Source organism: Citrobacter europaeus, assembly GCF_037482245.1.
Taxonomy (GTDB): Bacteria; Pseudomonadota; Gammaproteobacteria; order Enterobacterales; family Enterobacteriaceae; genus Citrobacter; species Citrobacter europaeus.
Genome location: NZ_CP148084.1, coordinates 1,601,734 through 1,618,338, shown reverse-complemented (window position 1 = coordinate 1,618,338; position 16,605 = coordinate 1,601,734). Strand labels below are relative to the sequence as shown.

Here is a 16,605-nt window from a genome sequence, read left to right as displayed (position 1 = left end):
TTAGCGGTCCACATCTGACATAACAAAATCGATACTACCCAGATGGACGATAAGGTCGGACACCAGGCTGCCACGTACCGCTACCGGGATCTGCTGCAGGTGTGCATAGCTCGGGGTACGGATACGGGTACGATAACTCATGGTGCTGCCATCGCTGGTCAGGTAGTAACTGTTGATACCCTTGGTCGCTTCCACCATCTGGAAGGACTCGTTTGCCGGCATAACCGGTCCCCACGAAACCTGCAGGAAGTGGGTGATCAGGGTTTCGATATGTTGCAGCGTGCGCTCTTTCGGCGGCGGCGTCGTCAGCGGATGATCCGCTTTGAACGGGCCTTCCGGCATGTTATTGAGGCACTGCTCAAGGATGCGCAGACTCTGGCGCAGCTCTTCAACTTTCAGCATCACGCGGGTATAGCAGTCGGACACACCGCCGCCAACCGGAACTTCAAAGTCAAAGTTTTCGTAGCCAGAGTACGGACGCGCTTTACGCACGTCGAAATCAATACCAGTCGCGCGCAACGCAGCACCGGTACAACCCCAGTCCAGCGCTTCTTTCTTGCCGTAAGCGGCAACGCCCTGCGAACGGCCTTTCAGGATGGTGTTACGCAGCGCCGCTTTCTCGTAGGAATCCAGACGTTTTGGCATCCAGTCGAGGAAGTCACGCAGCAGCTTGTCCCAACCGCGCGGCAGATCGTGCGCCACGCCGCCGATACGGAACCAGGCCGGGTGCATACGGAAACCGGTGATCGCTTCCACGACGTCATAGATTTTCTGACGGTCGGTAAAGGCGAAGAATACCGGAGTCATTGCGCCGACGTCCTGAATGAACGTGGAGATATACAGCAGGTGGCTGTTGATACGGAACAGTTCAGACAACATCACGCGAATCACGTTAACGCGATCCGGCGTGGTGATACCAGCCAGTTTCTCAACGGCCAGTACATAAGGCATTTCGTTAACGCAGCCGCCGAGGTACTCGATACGGTCAGTGTACGGAATATAGCTGTGCCAGGACTGACGTTCACCCATCTTTTCAGCGCCACGGTGGTGGTAGCCGATGTCAGGCACGCAGTCGACGATTTCTTCGCCATCAAGCTGCAGCACAATACGGAACGCACCGTGAGAAGACGGGTGGTTAGGACCGAGGTTGAGGAACATGAAGTCCTCGTTTTCGGTACTACGCTTCATGCCCCAGTCTTCTGGTTTGAAGGTCAGCGCTTCCATTTCCAGATCCTGCTTGGCTTTGGTCAGCTCAAACGGATCGAATTCGGTCGCACGCGCCGGGTAGTCTTTACGCAGCGGATGACCTTCCCATGTAGACGGCATCAGCAGACGCGTCAGGTGCGGGTGGCCTTCGATATCGATGCCAAACATTTCCCAGGTTTCACGCTCATACCAGTTGGCGTTCGGGAACAGTTTGGTGAAAGTCGGTACGCGCAGATCGTTTTCAGACAATGCCACCTTGAGCATGATATCGCGATTGCGTTCAATGGAGATCAGGTGATAGAAAACGGAAAAATCCGCGGCAGGTAACCCTTCGCGGTGCGTACGCAGACGTTCGTCCATGCCGTGTAAGTCAAACAGCATGACGTAAGGTTTCGGCAGTCTCTTTAAGAAATCGCCAACTTCCAGTAGTTGTTCACGCTTGACCCAAACAACGGGTACCCCGGTGCGAGTCGCCTGAACGGTAAAGGCATCCGGCCCAAAACGGTTGCGCAGTTCGCCAATGACCGGGTCATCAAGGTGATCCCGTGTTTGCCATGCGGCGTCTTGCGCGGTTAAGTCGGTCATATTGTTCACCATTGCAAATGGTCCGTGGTGGTCGGCAGTGCTTCGCGCTATTTATGTAGTGATAAGCGAAGGAAGTGCTGCTGCCGACAGGCGCAAATTAAATCTCGTCTGGTGTACGAAGATTCGTTACAGCAATACGTTCGCCGCGTTTACGCTCGCGTTCTGACTGCATATTGGCGCGATAAACGCCCTGATCGCCAACCACCCAGGAGAGCGGACGGCGTTCTTTGCCAATCGAATCTTGCAGCAGCATCAGAGCCTGCATATACGCTTCCGGACGCGGCGGACATCCCGGGATGTACACATCAACCGGAATAAATTTATCAACGCCCTGCACCACAGAATAGATGTCGTACATACCGCCGGAGTTGGCGCATGCGCCCATGGAGATAACCCATTTCGGTTCCAGCATCTGATCGTAGAGGCGCTGAATAACCGGTGCCATTTTGGTAAAGCAGGTTCCGGCTACCACCATCAGGTCAGCCTGACGCGGCGATGCACGCAGTACTTCCGCACCAAAACGGGCCACATCGTGCACGGCGGTAAACGAGGTCACCATCTCAACGTAGCAACAGGAAAGGCCAAAGTTATATGGCCAAATTGAGTTTTTACGGCCCCAGTTAACCATGTCATGCAGCTTGCCCATGAACACGTTTTTGTTAACTTCTTGCTCCAGGGGGTCGGTTACGATCTCCTGTTTTTGCAGGGGGTAACGGTCGTTCTCACCGTTAGGATCTATGCGGGTGAGCGTATAATCCATCTTAATGCCTCGCGGTTAGCGTTGACGATTAGCGATACTGTTCGTTTCCGGGTTCATACGCTCGCGGCGTGAACGCGCGGGCGTCCAGTCCAGCGCGCCAATACGCACCAGATAAACCAGACCTGCCAGTAACACAAAAATAAAAATTGCAGCTTCCACAAAGCCAATCCAGCCGCTTTCACGGATAGAAGTTGACCATGCGAACAGATACAGCGCTTCAACGTCGAAGATAACGAAGAACATGGCTACCAGATAAAACTTGGCAGACAGGCGCAAGCGGGCGGTGCCGACCGAGTCGATACCTGATTCAAACGGCACGTTTTTAGATCTCGCGCGCGCGCGACCACCTAAAAACCAGCCGCCGACGAGCATCAGGCAGCACAGGCCAATGGCAACAATAAGAAAGATAGCGAATGCCCAGTGATGAGCGATGATTTCAGTGGATGTTGACATACTCATTGCTTACTCATCAAAAGTAGCGCCAAATTCTCTGCTCTTTTCGGCAGATGAACGCCACATCGATTCATGGGGAGGAATAAAAAAAACCTTACAATCACTGTGAAAAACCATTTTATACAGCTAATTGATGGGGTTTTTTACTCCTTTCTATAACCTTTTGTCAACTTTAACAAAAGTTTCCTCACATTATTTTACACCAATCCAACTTCATTAACATAAAGTGCTGTTTAGACCAATTTCGATCGCATCATCGGTCATTTTTAACGTTGTTGAATCGTGTCCGTAGTGAAGTAAAAAAGATAATACTCGTCTATTTTGACAGGAATTCACCCAGATGCCTCCCCCTAAATGGGAGTATTTTCTTGATCTGTGACACGCTTTTGTTAATTCACCATAAAAAACAGCAACAATTTCTCTAGTTTTTTAACATGGAAACAATTAGCAATGCTGCTGATTATTTTTTAGCCTAACATCAGGCCGTTTTTTTACCTTCTGATTTTGTTAAGTTTTAGTATAGCAAATGACATAAAGCGGCAATATTTGCATAAAAAAAGAGCCGCTGGATGTTCTTTCAGCATCAGCGGCTCTTTTTTACACTTACATTTTAAAACTGTTTTTTGTGACAGGTTACTCAAAGTCGCCTTCAACAATCAGCGAGTCATCTCCCCCTTCAGGGGTAAACTGATTGTATTGCCAAGGATTTTGATACGTTTGCATCGACTTAAAGATAACGTCTGCCAGCTCATTTTGCGTGGACGGATCGCAGCACAACAGATACTCAGTATCAGGCAATGGCGGCAATCCGTCGGCGGCACCCAGGACGCGCAAATCCGGACTCATCATTTCAACAGGACGCGCAGTGACGCCGAGCCCTGCTTTTACCGCCGCACGAACCGCGGGTAATGTTGAAGCGACATATGCCAGACGCCATGGGATCTGTGCAGCGTTTAATGTCGCCAGCACGATATCGCGAAACGGACTCGGATCGTCCAGCAGAACCAACGGTACCGGCTCACCCTTTTGCAGGATATATTCGGCAGCGCAGTACCAGTGTGTTGGCGAGGTACGCAGATTCAGACATTCAAAATCGCCTGGTCGGTTGGTGGTAACCACCAAATCCACTTCTTGCGACTTCAGCATATCCACCATATAAGCGTTACGCTTGACTCTCACATCCAGCGCAAGCTTCGGATAAACCGAACTTATACGGTTGAGCAGGAAAGGCAGTATGGTATCGGCGGATTCATCAGAAGCACCGATAGTTAACACTCCCTGAAGATTATTAAACATTAATGATGAGCATGCCTCATCATTAAAACGCAGTATTTTTCTGGCGTAACCCAACAGTTGTATACCATGTTCGGTCAGTAGCTTGTTGCGTCCATGGCGTGCGAACAACTCTTTCCCCACGAGTTGCTCAAGACGCTGCATTTGCTGACTCACCGCAGACTGAGTTCGACATACCGCAGCTGCCGCAGCCGCAAAGGTATTCAGGTCGGCAACAGCAACGAAGGTTCTCAGCAGATCGAGGTCGAGGTTAATTATCGGACGATTTGCATTTATCATAGTTTTTCACTTACTCGCGGGTCATACCGGGTTAATGCTGTGCATTTGGAATCAAACAACTCCATTTGTAATGTGCCTCCCTCGCAGTTTCGCTTAGTGTAACCAAGTGAAAATAAGGATGTATTTGGTTTAACAAACGAAACAATTCTCTTTCTGAGCTATTTTAATACCCGTGATATTCATCGGAATATAGCAACGAGAAAGAGCCGGATTTTTAGCTGCTGGATGATTCTGACTTATGGAAAACATGTAAATTTTGTAAATTTAAAAAAAAGTTAACGAACAATAATTTACACATTAAGAACTATCTTTTCAGTATGTTAGGAACAACCAACCAACATTTGAATTATCTTAAAATTCAGACTACTTACCATTTCATGGGACTTATCTTAACCTAAAACCACTATATTTATAAGTGTTATCGTGAATAATTCCAGGCAAATTCGTGTTATGTCCTGGCAGCAGTTTCCCTATTATTAGTCCACTCAATTTGATGCCATTTAAATATTAAATAATAATTAATTAAGAATCCCTCAATTCATTAATTATGCTTAACAATGGATTTACACCGTATCCCGGACGGATCAGACCGATAACAACCCCCGCAGCTAAAACCTCAGTATTTTCGAATTGCCTCATCCAGCTTAGACGTCGGTGACATTTCGCTTTACAGCCTTAACTTTTTTTGACAAGACAAATCACCACAACCAAACCGTCATAACGAATCATATGACTAATAAAATACAGTTAACCAGATTATTATTCTATGATAATCACATCATTTAGTTGTTAACAGTTAATTATAACTTCATGGCTTTTCAAAATGTTCAACTAAAGACCCTTCAAAACTCACCGCCGTGGGAGTACATTGTGCTGGGCTGACTTCCATGGCAGGGAGTGGCATTCACAGCTAAAAAGGTCAACGTTCATGTCCCCCATTGAAAAATCCAGCAAATTAGAAAACGTCTGTTATGACATTCGCGGCCCGGTTCTGAAGGAAGCAAAGCGCCTGGAAGAAGAAGGCAATAAAGTTCTGAAACTGAACATCGGCAACCCGGCGCCATTCGGGTTTGAAGCGCCAGATGAAATTCTGGTGGATGTGATCCGCAATTTGCCAACAGCGCAAGGATATTGCGACTCAAAAGGTCTTTATTCCGCCCGTAAAGCGATTATGCAGCATTACCAGGCCCGTGGTATGCGCGACGTCACCGTGGAAGATATTTATATCGGTAACGGCGTTTCTGAATTAATTGTGCAGGCTATGCAGGCATTGCTGAATAGCGGGGACGAAATGCTGGTTCCTGCCCCTGATTATCCACTGTGGACGGCGGCGGTTTCGCTCTCCGGCGGTAATGCCGTGCACTACCTGTGTGACGAATCATCAGACTGGTTCCCGGACCTCGATGATATCCGCGCCAAAATTACACCGCGTACCCGCGGGATCGTCATCATCAACCCAAACAACCCAACCGGCGCTGTTTATTCTAAAGAGCTGCTGATGGAGATTGTTGAGATTGCTCGCCAGAACAACCTCATCATCTTTGCGGATGAGATTTACGACAAAATTCTCTACGATGACGCTGAACACCACTCCATCGCGGCAATGGCTCCGGACCTGCTGACCATCACCTTCAACGGCCTGTCAAAAACCTATCGCGTCGCTGGTTTCCGTCAGGGCTGGATGGTGCTGAACGGACCGAAAAAACATGCCAAAGGGTATATTGAAGGTCTTGAGATGCTGGCCTCTATGCGCTTATGTGCCAACGTTCCGGCGCAACATGCTATTCAGACCGCGCTGGGCGGATACCAGAGCATCAGCGAATTCATCATGCCTGGTGGGCGTCTGTATGAACAACGCAACCGTGCATGGGAACTGCTCAATGACATTCCCGGCGTCTCTTGCGTAAAACCGCGCGGCGCACTGTATATGTTCCCGAAAATTGATGCTAAACGCTTCAACATTCATGACGACCAGAAGATGGTGCTCGACTTCCTGCTGCAGGAGAAAGTTCTGCTGGTGCAGGGGACGGCGTTCAACTGGCCGTGGCCGGATCATTTCCGCATCGTTACGCTGCCGCGAATTGATGATATCGAAATGTCGTTGAGTAAATTTGAGCGTTTCCTGTCGGGTTATCGCCAGCTGTAACCCCGCAAAGTGCTACCGGGTTTGCATCCGGTAGCACTCTCTGCGCAAAATACCGTTACTGAAGTCACTGAGTAAGGGTCGTTATGAAGCAGAGCCACTTTTTTGCCCACCTCTCCCGTCTGAAACTCATTAATCGCTGGCCGCTGATGCGCAATGTGCGCACCGAAAACGTGTCTGAACACAGTCTGCAGGTTGCCATGGTTGCTCATGCGCTGGCCGCGATCAAAAACCGTAAATTTGGTGGTCAGGTGAATGCTGAGCGTATTGCCCTACTGGCGATGTATCACGATGCGTCAGAGGTGTTGACCGGCGATCTCCCTACCCCGGTGAAATACTTCAACTCGCAGATTGCCCAGGAATATAAAGCGATAGAGAAAATTGCCCAGCAAAAGCTGGTCGATATGGTTCCTGATGAACTGCGCGATATTTTTGCGCCTCTCATTGATGAACATGCCTTGAGTGAAGAAGAGAGATCGATTGTTAAACAGGCCGATGCCCTGTGCGCATATCTGAAGTGTCTGGAGGAACTCTCCGCCGGTAACAACGAGTTTCTGCTGGCTAAAACGCGTCTGGAAAAAACGCTGGAATCGCGACGCAGCGAGGAGATGGACTACTTTATGGACGTATTCGTCCCGAGCTTTCACCTCTCATTAGATGAAATAAGCCAGGATTCACCATTGTAAGTTTGCACCGACATTACCTTTATATGCCGGACAGGATGTTAGCCTCCATCCGGCATATAAAAATCAAAACGGGAACAGCATCGGGATCATCACCACGCACACCACCATCACAATGATGGTAAACGGCACGCCAATCTTCACAAAATCGCTAAAACTGTAGTTGCCAGGCCCGAGCACCAGCGTGTTTACCGGCGAAGAAACCGGCGTCATAAAGGCCGCGGATGCCGCCATCGCAATCACCATCGCAAAAGGATAAGGCGAAACACCCATCGACTTTGCTGCCGCCAGCGCGATTGGCGCCATCAGCACCGCCGTCGCGGTGTTGGAGATAAATAACCCGATGGTCGCGCACAGCACGAACAGGCAGCCCAGCATCATATACGGACCATACCCACCGCCGACGTCCATCAGCCCTTTCACCACCAGATCGACACCGCCGGTTTTTTGTAAGGCCAGCGCGAAGGGCATCATCCCGACAATCAAAATAATGCTCGGCCAGTGAATCGCTTTATAGGCGCTTTCGGCATCGATACAACGAAATTTCCCCATCAGCAGACAGGCGATGATCGCGGCAACCGTATTGGGAATTTCATCAGTGAGCATCAGGGCGACCATCAGCACCAGGCAGAAAATCGCATGCGGCGCCTGGCTGTGCGCCGGAGAAGCTTCACTGACTTCCACGGGCATATTCAGCACCACAAAATCGCGCCCTTTTTGTCCAAGCAGCGTGATAAGCTTCCAGTTTCCCACCACTAAAATGATATCGCCCATCAACAGCGGCTCATCAACCACCGCTCCGGCCAGCGCTGTACCATCACGCTTCAGCCCAACGACATTCAGCCCGTAACGCGTACGAAAAGCGATTTCCCGTACCGTTTTGCCGATCAATTCCGACTCAGGGATCAGAGAGATTTCGGCCATCCCCACGTCAAGCGCCTGCTCGGAGAAGTATTCGCCGCGCAGTACCATCGGCTCCAGCAGTTGCTCACTGCAAAACTCTCGCAGATCGACATCCGCTGCAGACATATCAATCAGCAGCACGTCACGGGCACGAAACTCAGAAACCCCGTTTACGTCAACGATCACGCGACGAAAGCGACGCCAGCGCTCCACGCCAATCACGTTTGCCCCGTAGCGCTCACGCAGTTTCAGGTCGTCCAGACGCTGGCCTATCATAGGAGAACCCGGACGAATCGCCAGGCGACGCGCGCGCCCGGTCAGGCGATATTCTTTAATCAGATCGCGAAAGGTCCGGCGTTTCCAGCCGTCTCCCGGCTGGCCGGAATCTTCCCCCTTGAGCATAAAGCGCATCAGCAGCATATAAATTATGCCAAGCACCAGGACCACCAGCCCCATCGGGGTAACGCTAAAAAAACTGAAACCGTTAAGTCCTTCGCGCAACAATTCACTGTTGACGACCAGGTTGGGCGGCGTCGCCACCAGCGTCATCATGCCGCTGATTAGTCCTGCAAAACTCAGTGGCATCATCAGGCGTGAAGGGGAAATTTCCATGCGCATGGAAACGCTTAGGACCACCGGAATAAAGATGGCGACCACGCCGGTCGAACTCATAAACGCACCAAGCCCGGCGACGGTAATCATCAGCAACACCAGCATTTTGACTTCACTGCTGCCAGCCACCTTCACCAGCCAGGCTCCCATTACCGTCGCCACCCCAGTACGCACCAGGCCATCGCCAATAATGAATAAAGCCGCTATCAAAATAACGTTAGGATCGCTGAATCCGGAAAAGGCTTCTGTGATGCTCAATGTTCCGCTGAGAACAAAGGCAATAATGACCAGCAAAGCGACCGCATCCATACGCACTCTGCCAGTTGCAAACAAAACGACGGCAATCGCCAGCAATGAGAGAACCCATATCAATTCACCGTTCACAACATATCCTTGTTAAATGAGAGGGATGAGTCGATTCTGCCATAAAAAAGCCCCAACAATCTGGGGCTAAATCATGATCAGGTATTTCTTACCACGACCACATTTCCGTTGGGTTGTTTGGTCACAGAAATATGTTCCAGACTGGTCAGCGAAAAATCGACCTCATCCAGACGTGGCGTATCCGCAGGCGCGTTGACCGCTATCACATGACACCCTGCAGCCAGTCCTGAGAGCACTCCGGCAGGCGCATCTTCCACCACCGCGCATTCCTGTGGCGCAAGACCCAGAAGCTGCGCGCCGAGCAGATAGGCGTCTGGCTCTGGCTTCCCTCTTTTTACCCGCTCGGCGGTGACAAACACTTCAGGCGCAGGAAGCCCCGCGACACGGTGGCGCGCCCGCGCGACTGGCATAGATCCAGAGGTCACAATAGCCCATGGAATACCCGCTTTATTGAGGTGGTTGAGTAATTCAACCGCCCCCGGCAGCACGGTGATCCCAGCGGTTTCCGTCGCTTCGATCTGCTCCAGGCGGGTGAATTCCGCGGCGATCTCAGCCTCAGATTTTCCCACCATAAAGTGTCGCAGCGAGGTAATGGCCTGCTTGCCATGAATAAAGCCGAGCACCTCGGCATGATCGAGGCCAAAACGATCGGCCCAGTTGCACCACGCGCGTTCTACCGCGGGTAAGGAATCGACCAGTGTCCCATCCAGATCAAACAGAAAACCTTTGCACTGCACGCTCGCCCCCTCAGGCATTAATGATTTGGTTAATTTCATTCGCGCTCAGGTGATACTGGCGCGGGCAAGAGTGCCAGACATTCAGCATACGCTGATATTTTTCCCACATCGGGGTCTGGGCGTTGAAGCCATGCGTACCTGCATCGAAGTGGGTATAACGACCTTCCACATTAACCATAAAACGAACGTACCCGAGGAAACGGGCTTCCGTTGCGGCGTCAAAACCGAGGAAGGTCACGCGACGCTCATCAATGGCCTGCGCGTCTTTAAGGTTAGTCCAGGACACATGTAATGCGTGATACATCTCCATAATATCGATAATCGTACGACAGGTTTCTTCCGTCAGCTCACCAAACTCGCGATCCAGCTCGCGCATCTGCAAGCCGTAACCGCGTTCAATAATCGTCTGCAAACGACGATAACGCTCGGCGTTAGTTGGATCGAGCATAGTCATCATTTTGTACTGATTCGACAAAATCAGACGTTGAGCGTTGGTCATTTCCATTTGGGACTCCTGTATCACTGCTACTGCGATGAAAAAAAAGAAGGCATCTTGTGCCTTCTTTTATATGCGTAATCAGGGGTCAATTACAAATCATCGAGGAAAGTTTTATCCAGTTGTTTGAAGGCGCGCTTAAGCGTGTCAGCCAGCGCCTGGTAATCAGGCTTTCCTTCTACCGGAGAGAGCGCCTGCCCGGCCTCTTGCAATTTACCCCGAACTTCGTAGAACCAGTTGAGTATTGAAGGCGGCAGCGGCGTTACAGAACGTTTACCCAGCCACCACATGCCCTGCATCGGCAGGCTGAGCGCAAACAGCGCAGTCGCCACGGCCGGTCCCAACTGCCCGCCGAGCGCAATTTGCCAGCATAAGGTGAAGACAGCGATGGGTGGCATAAAACGGATTGCGTAACGCGTCATGCGAATCACGCGGTTCTCAACAAACACGGGCGCGAGGCGCTTTTCCATTGGCCACGTCTTCGCATAGTGCTGCCCCCGGCGAAACAAGCTAAAAAAATTGACGGAACGATTATCCGGTGTCGACATGGCGGTTACCTCAACTTCACATATAAAAATTAAAAAATTTGTGCAAAACAACAACTACAAGGGACATCGTTCAAAACATTTTGTCTTTGATACCCACATTCAGGTATCCTGTGCCGGCCTGTAAGGCCTTTAGTCCAAAATCATTGAGTCGTCAAATTGGCATATAGTATGCCATTGCCTGAAAAATACGCAAAATGACATAGACTCAAAGGTATTTATTCCATCGTGCCCAAAAAGACAATGGCGCATGATGTTAATCATAAACGTCGGTGTCATCATGCGCTACGCTCTATGGCTCCCTGACGTTTTTTTAGCCACGTATCATAAATAGGTACTTCCATGTCGAGTAAGTTAGTACTGGTTCTGAACTGCGGTAGCTCCTCACTGAAATTTGCCATCATCGATGCAGTAAACGGTGAAGAATACCTCTCTGGTTTAGCCGAATGTTTCCATCTCCCAGAAGCACGTATCAAGTGGAAAATGGACGGCGGTAAACAAGAAGCGGCTTTAGGTGCAGGCGCCGCTCACAGTGAAGCGCTGAACTTTATCGTTAACACTATTCTGGCACAAAAACCAGAATTGTCCGCGCAATTGACCGCTATTGGTCACCGTATCGTACACGGCGGCGAGAAGTACACCAGCTCCGTGGTTATCGATGATTCTGTTATCCAGGGCATCAAAGATTCCGCCTCTTTCGCACCGCTGCATAACCCGGCTCACCTGATCGGTATCGCAGAAGCGCTGAAATCCTTCCCGAATCTGAAAGACAAAAACGTAGCTGTATTCGACACCGCGTTCCATCAGACTATGCCGGAAGAGTCTTACCTCTATGCTCTGCCGTACAGCCTGTACAAAGAACACGGCGTTCGTCGTTACGGCGCGCACGGTACCAGCCACTTCTTCGTCACTCAGGAAGCGGCAAAAGTGCTGAACAAACCGGTTGATGAGCTGAACATCATCACTTGCCACCTGGGCAACGGCGGTTCTGTATCTGCTATCCGTAATGGTAAATGTGTTGATACCTCCATGGGTCTGACCCCGCTGGAAGGTCTGGTGATGGGTACGCGTTCCGGTGACATCGACCCGGCGATCATCTTCCACCTGCACGATACCCTGGGCATGAGCGTTGACCAGATCAACAAAATGCTGACCAAAGAGTCCGGCCTGCTGGGTCTGACCGAAGTCACCAGCGACTGCCGTTATGTTGAAGATAACTACGCCACTAAAGAAGACGCTAAACGTGCAATGGACGTTTACTGCCACCGTCTGGCGAAATACATCGGTGCTTACACCGCGCTGATGGATGGTCGTCTGGATGCCGTTGTCTTCACCGGTGGTATCGGTGAAAACGCAGCAATGGTTCGTGAACTGTCTCTGGGCAAACTGGGCGTTCTGGGCTTTGACGTTGACCACGAACGTAACCTGGCCGCACGTTTCGGCAAATCTGGTTTCATCAACAAAGAAGGTACCCGTCCTGCGCTGGTTATCCCAACCAACGAAGAACTGGTTATCGCGCAAGACGCGAGCCGCCTGACTGCCTGATTTCACACCGCCAGCCTAGCTGGCGGTGCTGTTTTGTAACCCGTCTAAATTGGCGGTAACGAAAGAGGATAAACCGTGTCCCGTATTATTATGCTGATCCCTACCGGAACCAGCGTCGGTCTGACCAGCGTCAGTCTTGGCGTGATCCGCGCAATGGAACGCAAAGGCGTTCGTCTGAGCGTCTTCAAGCCGATCGCTCAACCGCGTGCCGGTGGCGATGCGCCAGACCAGACTACCAGCATCGTCCGTGCTAACTCTTCTCTGCCAGCCGCTGAGCCGCTGAAGATGAGCCACGTTGAGTCTCTGCTGTCCAGCAATCAGAAAGATGTGCTGATGGAAGAGATCATCGCGAACTACCACGCGAACACCAAAGACGCTGAAGTTGTACTGGTTGAAGGCCTGGTCCCAACCCGTAAACATCAGTTCGCACAGTCTCTGAACTACGAAATCGCGAAAACGCTGAACGCGGAAATCGTCTTCGTGATGTCTCAGGGCACCGATACCCCGGAACAGCTGAACGAGCGTATTGAACTGACTCGCAGCAGCTTCGGCGGCGCGAAAAACACCAACATCACCGGCGTAATCGTTAACAAACTGAACGCACCGGTTGATGAGCAGGGCCGTACTCGCCCGGATCTGTCCGAGATTTTCGACGACTCTTCCAAAGCGAAAGTGATCAAAGTTGATCCGGCCAAACTGCAAGAATCCAGCCCGCTGCCGGTTCTGGGCGCGGTGCCATGGAGCTTCGATCTGATTGCTACTCGTGCAATCGATATGGCGCGTCACCTGAACGCCACCATCGTTAACGAAGGCGATATCAATACCCGTCGCGTGAAGTCTGTGACTTTCTGCGCACGTAGCATCCCGCACATGCTGGAGCACTTCCGCGCAGGCTCCCTGCTGGTAACTTCCGCAGATCGTCCTGACGTGCTGGTTGCAGCATGCCTGGCGGCCATGAACGGCGTGGAAATCGGCGCCCTGCTGCTGACTGGCGGCTATGAAATGGACGCGCGCATCACTAAGCTGTGCGAACGTGCATTTGAAACCGGCCTGCCGGTATTCATGGTGAATACCAACACCTGGCAGACCTCTCTGAGCCTGCAGAGCTTCAACCTGGAAGTTCCGGTTGACGATCACGAGCGCATTGAGAAAGTTCAGGAATACGTTGCTAACTACATCAACGCTGACTGGATTGAATCTCTGACCGCGACCTCTGAGCGCAGCCGTCGTCTGTCTCCGCCGGCGTTCCGTTATCAGTTGACTGAGCTGGCACGTAAAGCCGGCAAGCGCGTTGTTCTGCCTGAAGGCGACGAACCGCGTACCGTTAAAGCGGCGGCTATCTGTGCCGAACGTGGTATCGCAACCTGCGTACTGCTGGGTAACCCGGATGAGATCACTCGCGTTGCGGCCTCTCAGGGTGTTGAACTGGGCGCTGGCGTAGAAATCGTTGATCCAGATGTGGTTCGCGAAAGCTACGTTGCTCGTCTGGTCGAACTGCGTAAAAACAAAGGTATGACCGAAACCGTTGCCCGCGAACAGCTGGAAGACAACGTGGTTCTCGGTACCCTGATGCTGGAGCAGGACGACGTTGACGGCCTGGTTTCTGGTGCAGTTCACACTACCGCGAACACCATCCGTCCGCCGCTGCAGCTGATCAAAACTGCGCCGGGTAGCTCCCTGGTGTCTTCCGTGTTCTTCATGCTGCTGCCGGAACAGGTTTACGTTTACGGCGACTGCGCGATCAACCCGGATCCGACCGCAGAGCAGCTGGCAGAAATCGCGATTCAGTCCGCAGAATCCGCTATTGCCTTCGGTATCGAACCGCGCGTAGCGATGCTCTCCTACTCCACCGGCACCTCTGGTGCAGGTAGCGACGTAGAGAAAGTGCGTGAAGCGACTCGTCTGGCGCAGGAAAAACGTCCTGACCTGATGATCGATGGTCCGCTGCAGTATGACGCCGCTGTTATGGCTGACGTAGCGAAATCCAAAGCACCGAACTCTCCGGTTGCAGGTCGCGCTACTGTGTTCATCTTCCCGGATCTGAACACCGGTAACACCACCTACAAAGCGGTACAGCGTTCTGCCGACCTGATCTCCATCGGGCCGATGCTGCAGGGTATGCGCAAGCCGGTGAACGACCTGTCTCGTGGCGCGCTGGTAGACGATATCGTCTACACCATCGCTCTGACCGCGATCCAGTCTTCCCAACAGCAGCAGTAATCTGCCGGGTGTGCCGGATGTCTTATCCGGCAACACCTGTGCTTATCAAACCGGAAATAGATGATATTTCCGGTTTTTTTATCTCTGTTTTTCCCTGTGGCATATTCTGAAACATTTGTCAGGATGCGCTGCATCAATGAATAACTATTCTCCTGTTTGCATACTTACTCTCTTTTGCATTGCAACAGGGATAGTCTTTCATGTCAGCAGTAACAGAATCACAGCCAGCCAGAAAATGGGCGATGCCCGATACGCTGGTGATTATTTTTTTCGTCGCCATTTTAACCAGTCTGGCGACATGGGTTGTTCCCGTCGGGATGTTCGACAGTCAGGAAGTGCAGTATCAGGTTGATGGACAAACCAAAACCCGTAAGGTGGTCGACCCCCACTCTTTTCGAATTCTGACCAACGACGCGGGTGAAGAGCAGTATCACCGGGTGCAATTTTTCACCACCGGTGATGAACGCCCGGGCCTGATGAATTTTCCATTTGAAGGGTTAACCTCCGGATCGAAATTCGGCACCGCCGTCGGCATTATTATGTTTATGCTGGTGATTGGCGGCGCATTCGGCATCGTTATGCGTACCGGAACCATCGATAACGGCATCCTGGCGCTGATCCGCCATACGCGCGGGAACGAAGTCCTGTTTATCCCGGTGCTGTTTATTCTTTTCTCCTTAGGTGGCGCAGTGTTTGGCATGGGGGAAGAGGCCGTCGCCTTTGCCATTATCATTGCTCCGCTGATGGTGCGCCTGGGTTACGACAGTATCACCACCGTTCTGGTTACCTATATCGCGACTCAGATTGGCTTTGCCAGCTCGTGGATGAACCCGTTCTGCGTGGTGGTCGCGCAGGGTATTGCGGGCGTGCCGGTGCTCTCTGGTTCCGGTCTGCGCATCGTGGTGTGGGTCATTGCCACGATGATTGGCCTGACCTTCACGCTGGCCTACGCGGCGCGCATCAAAAAGAATCCGCTATTGTCCCGGGTTCATGAGTCCGACCGCTTCTTTCGCGAGCAGCAGGACGAGGTTGTGGAACGACGCTTCACGCTCGGCGACTGGCTGGTGCTGCTGGTGCTGACCGCGGTGATGATTTGGGTGGTCTGGGGCGTTATCGTCAACGCGTGGTTTATTCCGGAAATCGCCAGCCAGTTCTTCACCATGGGGCTGGTGATTGGCATTATCGGCGTGGTCTTTCGGCTCAACGGCATGACGGTCAACGTCATGGCCTCCTCGTTTACCGAGGGGGCGCGCATGATGATTGCCCCTGCCCTGCTGGTCGGTTTTGCTAAAGGCATATTACTGCTGGTCGGCAACGGTGAGGCGGGCGAAGCCAGCGTGCTAAACACCCTGCTAAACAGCATTGCCAACGGCATTAGCGGGCTGGATAACGCCATCGCGGCGTGGTTTATGCTGCTGTTCCAGGCGGTGTTTAATTTCTTTGTGACTTCCGGCTCTGGTCAGGCCGCGTTGACCATGCCGTTATTAGCGCCATTGGGCGATCTGGTTGGCGTAAACCGTCAGGTCACCGTGCTGGCCTTCCAGTTTGGCGACGGCTTCAGCCATATTATCTATCCAACGTCAGCATCGCTGATGGCAACGTTAGGCGTTTGCCGGGTGGATTTTCGAAACTGGCTGAAGGTTGGCGCCACGCTGTTGGGACTGCTGTTTATTATGTCCAGCGTGGTGGTGATCGGCGCACAGATAATGGGCTACCATTAATTTAATCTTTATATATTTAATATCGGAAGCATTCATCACG

At 51.6% G+C, this 16,605-nt stretch carries 13 protein-coding genes; 5 read left to right on the top strand and 8 right to left on the bottom strand.

Annotated features, from left to right (window positions below; all coding sequences use genetic code 11):
• The 4 genes from nuoC to lrhA form a co-directional block, all read right to left on the bottom strand.
• Nucleotides 1-1,803, bottom strand: coding sequence for an NADH-quinone oxidoreductase subunit C/D (gene nuoC, locus WHR59_RS07400; RefSeq protein ID WP_075145879.1), 1,803 nt, complete (start codon nucleotides 1,801-1,803; stop codon nucleotides 1-3).
• Nucleotides 1,804-1,888: 85 nt separating this feature from the next.
• Nucleotides 1,889-2,551 (bottom strand): NADH-quinone oxidoreductase subunit NuoB, encoded by a 663-nt coding sequence (gene nuoB / locus WHR59_RS07395; protein WP_003028075.1) that lies wholly within the window; start codon nucleotides 2,549-2,551, stop codon nucleotides 1,889-1,891.
• 15 nt (nucleotides 2,552-2,566) lie between these two features.
• Entirely contained in the window at nucleotides 2,567-3,010 is a 444-nt protein-coding gene (gene nuoA, locus WHR59_RS07390) for an NADH-quinone oxidoreductase subunit NuoA (protein WP_003028077.1), read from the bottom strand.
• 627 nt (nucleotides 3,011-3,637) lie between these two features.
• The gene (lrhA, locus tag WHR59_RS07385) at nucleotides 3,638-4,576 is read right to left on the bottom strand and encodes a transcriptional regulator LrhA (RefSeq protein ID WP_043017049.1); all 939 of its coding nucleotides are present in this window, start codon (nucleotides 4,574-4,576) and stop codon (nucleotides 3,638-3,640) included.
• 928 nt (nucleotides 4,577-5,504) lie between these two features.
• Here lrhA and alaA point away from each other — a divergent pair.
• Together alaA and yfbR are read left to right on the top strand one after the other, a co-directional pair.
• Nucleotides 5,505-6,722: an alanine transaminase AlaA gene (gene alaA, locus WHR59_RS07380; protein ID WP_003028082.1), complete on the top strand. Its 1,218-nt coding sequence runs from the start codon at nucleotides 5,505-5,507 to the stop codon at nucleotides 6,720-6,722.
• An 83-nt stretch (nucleotides 6,723-6,805) separates the two neighbouring features.
• Complete coding sequence (yfbR, locus tag WHR59_RS07375; protein WP_003028083.1) at nucleotides 6,806-7,405, top strand: 5'-deoxynucleotidase; 600 nt, start codon at nucleotides 6,806-6,808, stop codon at nucleotides 7,403-7,405.
• A 63-nt stretch (nucleotides 7,406-7,468) separates the two neighbouring features.
• Here the strand turns inward: yfbR and WHR59_RS07370 are convergent, their stop codons facing one another.
• From WHR59_RS07370 to yfbV, 4 genes are all read right to left on the bottom strand, one after another.
• Nucleotides 7,469-9,301, bottom strand: coding sequence for an SLC13 family permease (locus tag WHR59_RS07370; RefSeq protein WP_043017051.1), 1,833 nt, complete (start codon nucleotides 9,299-9,301; stop codon nucleotides 7,469-7,471).
• A 77-nt stretch (nucleotides 9,302-9,378) separates the two neighbouring features.
• Nucleotides 9,379-10,056: a sugar phosphatase gene (locus WHR59_RS07365; RefSeq protein WP_338844065.1), complete on the bottom strand. Its 678-nt coding sequence runs from the start codon at nucleotides 10,054-10,056 to the stop codon at nucleotides 9,379-9,381.
• Nucleotides 10,049-10,543, bottom strand: coding sequence for a YfbU family protein (locus tag WHR59_RS07360; protein ID WP_003028086.1), 495 nt, complete (start codon nucleotides 10,541-10,543; stop codon nucleotides 10,049-10,051). The genes WHR59_RS07365 and WHR59_RS07360 overlap by 8 nt, the downstream gene beginning before the upstream one ends.
• Nucleotides 10,544-10,626: 83 nt before the next feature.
• The gene (gene yfbV / locus WHR59_RS07355; RefSeq protein WP_003028087.1) at nucleotides 10,627-11,082 is read right to left on the bottom strand and encodes a terminus macrodomain insulation protein YfbV; all 456 of its coding nucleotides are present in this window, start codon (nucleotides 11,080-11,082) and stop codon (nucleotides 10,627-10,629) included.
• 339 nt (nucleotides 11,083-11,421) lie between these two features.
• Here yfbV and ackA point away from each other — a divergent pair, with 339 nt between their 5' ends.
• The 3 genes from ackA (at nucleotide 11,422) to yfcC (ending at nucleotide 16,565) form a co-directional block, all read left to right on the top strand.
• Nucleotides 11,422-12,624, top strand: coding sequence for an acetate kinase (ackA, locus tag WHR59_RS07350; protein ID WP_043017052.1), 1,203 nt, complete (start codon nucleotides 11,422-11,424; stop codon nucleotides 12,622-12,624).
• A gap of 75 nt (nucleotides 12,625-12,699) precedes the next feature.
• The gene (pta, locus tag WHR59_RS07345; protein WP_043017053.1) at nucleotides 12,700-14,844 is read left to right on the top strand and encodes a phosphate acetyltransferase; all 2,145 of its coding nucleotides are present in this window, start codon (nucleotides 12,700-12,702) and stop codon (nucleotides 14,842-14,844) included.
• A 200-nt stretch (nucleotides 14,845-15,044) separates the two neighbouring features.
• Nucleotides 15,045-16,565 (top strand): putative basic amino acid antiporter YfcC, encoded by a 1,521-nt coding sequence (gene yfcC, locus WHR59_RS07340; protein ID WP_047409785.1) that lies wholly within the window; start codon nucleotides 15,045-15,047, stop codon nucleotides 16,563-16,565.
• Nucleotides 16,566-16,605 lie beyond the last annotated feature (40 nt).

What these genes read in the sequence shown, in the direction of transcription:
- nuoC (WP_075145879.1), bottom strand. Translation starts at nt 1,803, where the DNA reads ATGGTGAACAATATGACCGACTTAACCGCGCAAGACGCCGCATGGCAA.
- yfbR (WP_003028083.1), top strand. Translation starts at nt 6,806, where the DNA reads ATGAAGCAGAGCCACTTTTTTGCCCACCTCTCCCGTCTGAAACTCATT.
- yfcC (WP_047409785.1), top strand. Translation starts at nt 15,045, where the DNA reads ATGTCAGCAGTAACAGAATCACAGCCAGCCAGAAAATGGGCGATGCCC.
- lrhA (WP_043017049.1), bottom strand. Translation starts at nt 4,576, where the DNA reads ATGATAAATGCAAATCGTCCGATAATTAACCTCGACCTCGATCTGCTG.
- WHR59_RS07360 (WP_003028086.1), bottom strand. Translation starts at nt 10,543, where the DNA reads ATGGAAATGACCAACGCTCAACGTCTGATTTTGTCGAATCAGTACAAA.
- nuoB (WP_003028075.1), bottom strand. Translation starts at nt 2,551, where the DNA reads ATGGATTATACGCTCACCCGCATAGATCCTAACGGTGAGAACGACCGT.
- WHR59_RS07365 (WP_338844065.1), bottom strand. Translation starts at nt 10,056, where the DNA reads ATGCCTGAGGGGGCGAGCGTGCAGTGCAAAGGTTTTCTGTTTGATCTG.
- alaA (WP_003028082.1), top strand. Translation starts at nt 5,505, where the DNA reads ATGTCCCCCATTGAAAAATCCAGCAAATTAGAAAACGTCTGTTATGAC.
- nuoA (WP_003028077.1), bottom strand. Translation starts at nt 3,010, where the DNA reads ATGAGTATGTCAACATCCACTGAAATCATCGCTCATCACTGGGCATTC.
- ackA (WP_043017052.1), top strand. Translation starts at nt 11,422, where the DNA reads ATGTCGAGTAAGTTAGTACTGGTTCTGAACTGCGGTAGCTCCTCACTG.
- yfbV (WP_003028087.1), bottom strand. Translation starts at nt 11,082, where the DNA reads ATGTCGACACCGGATAATCGTTCCGTCAATTTTTTTAGCTTGTTTCGC.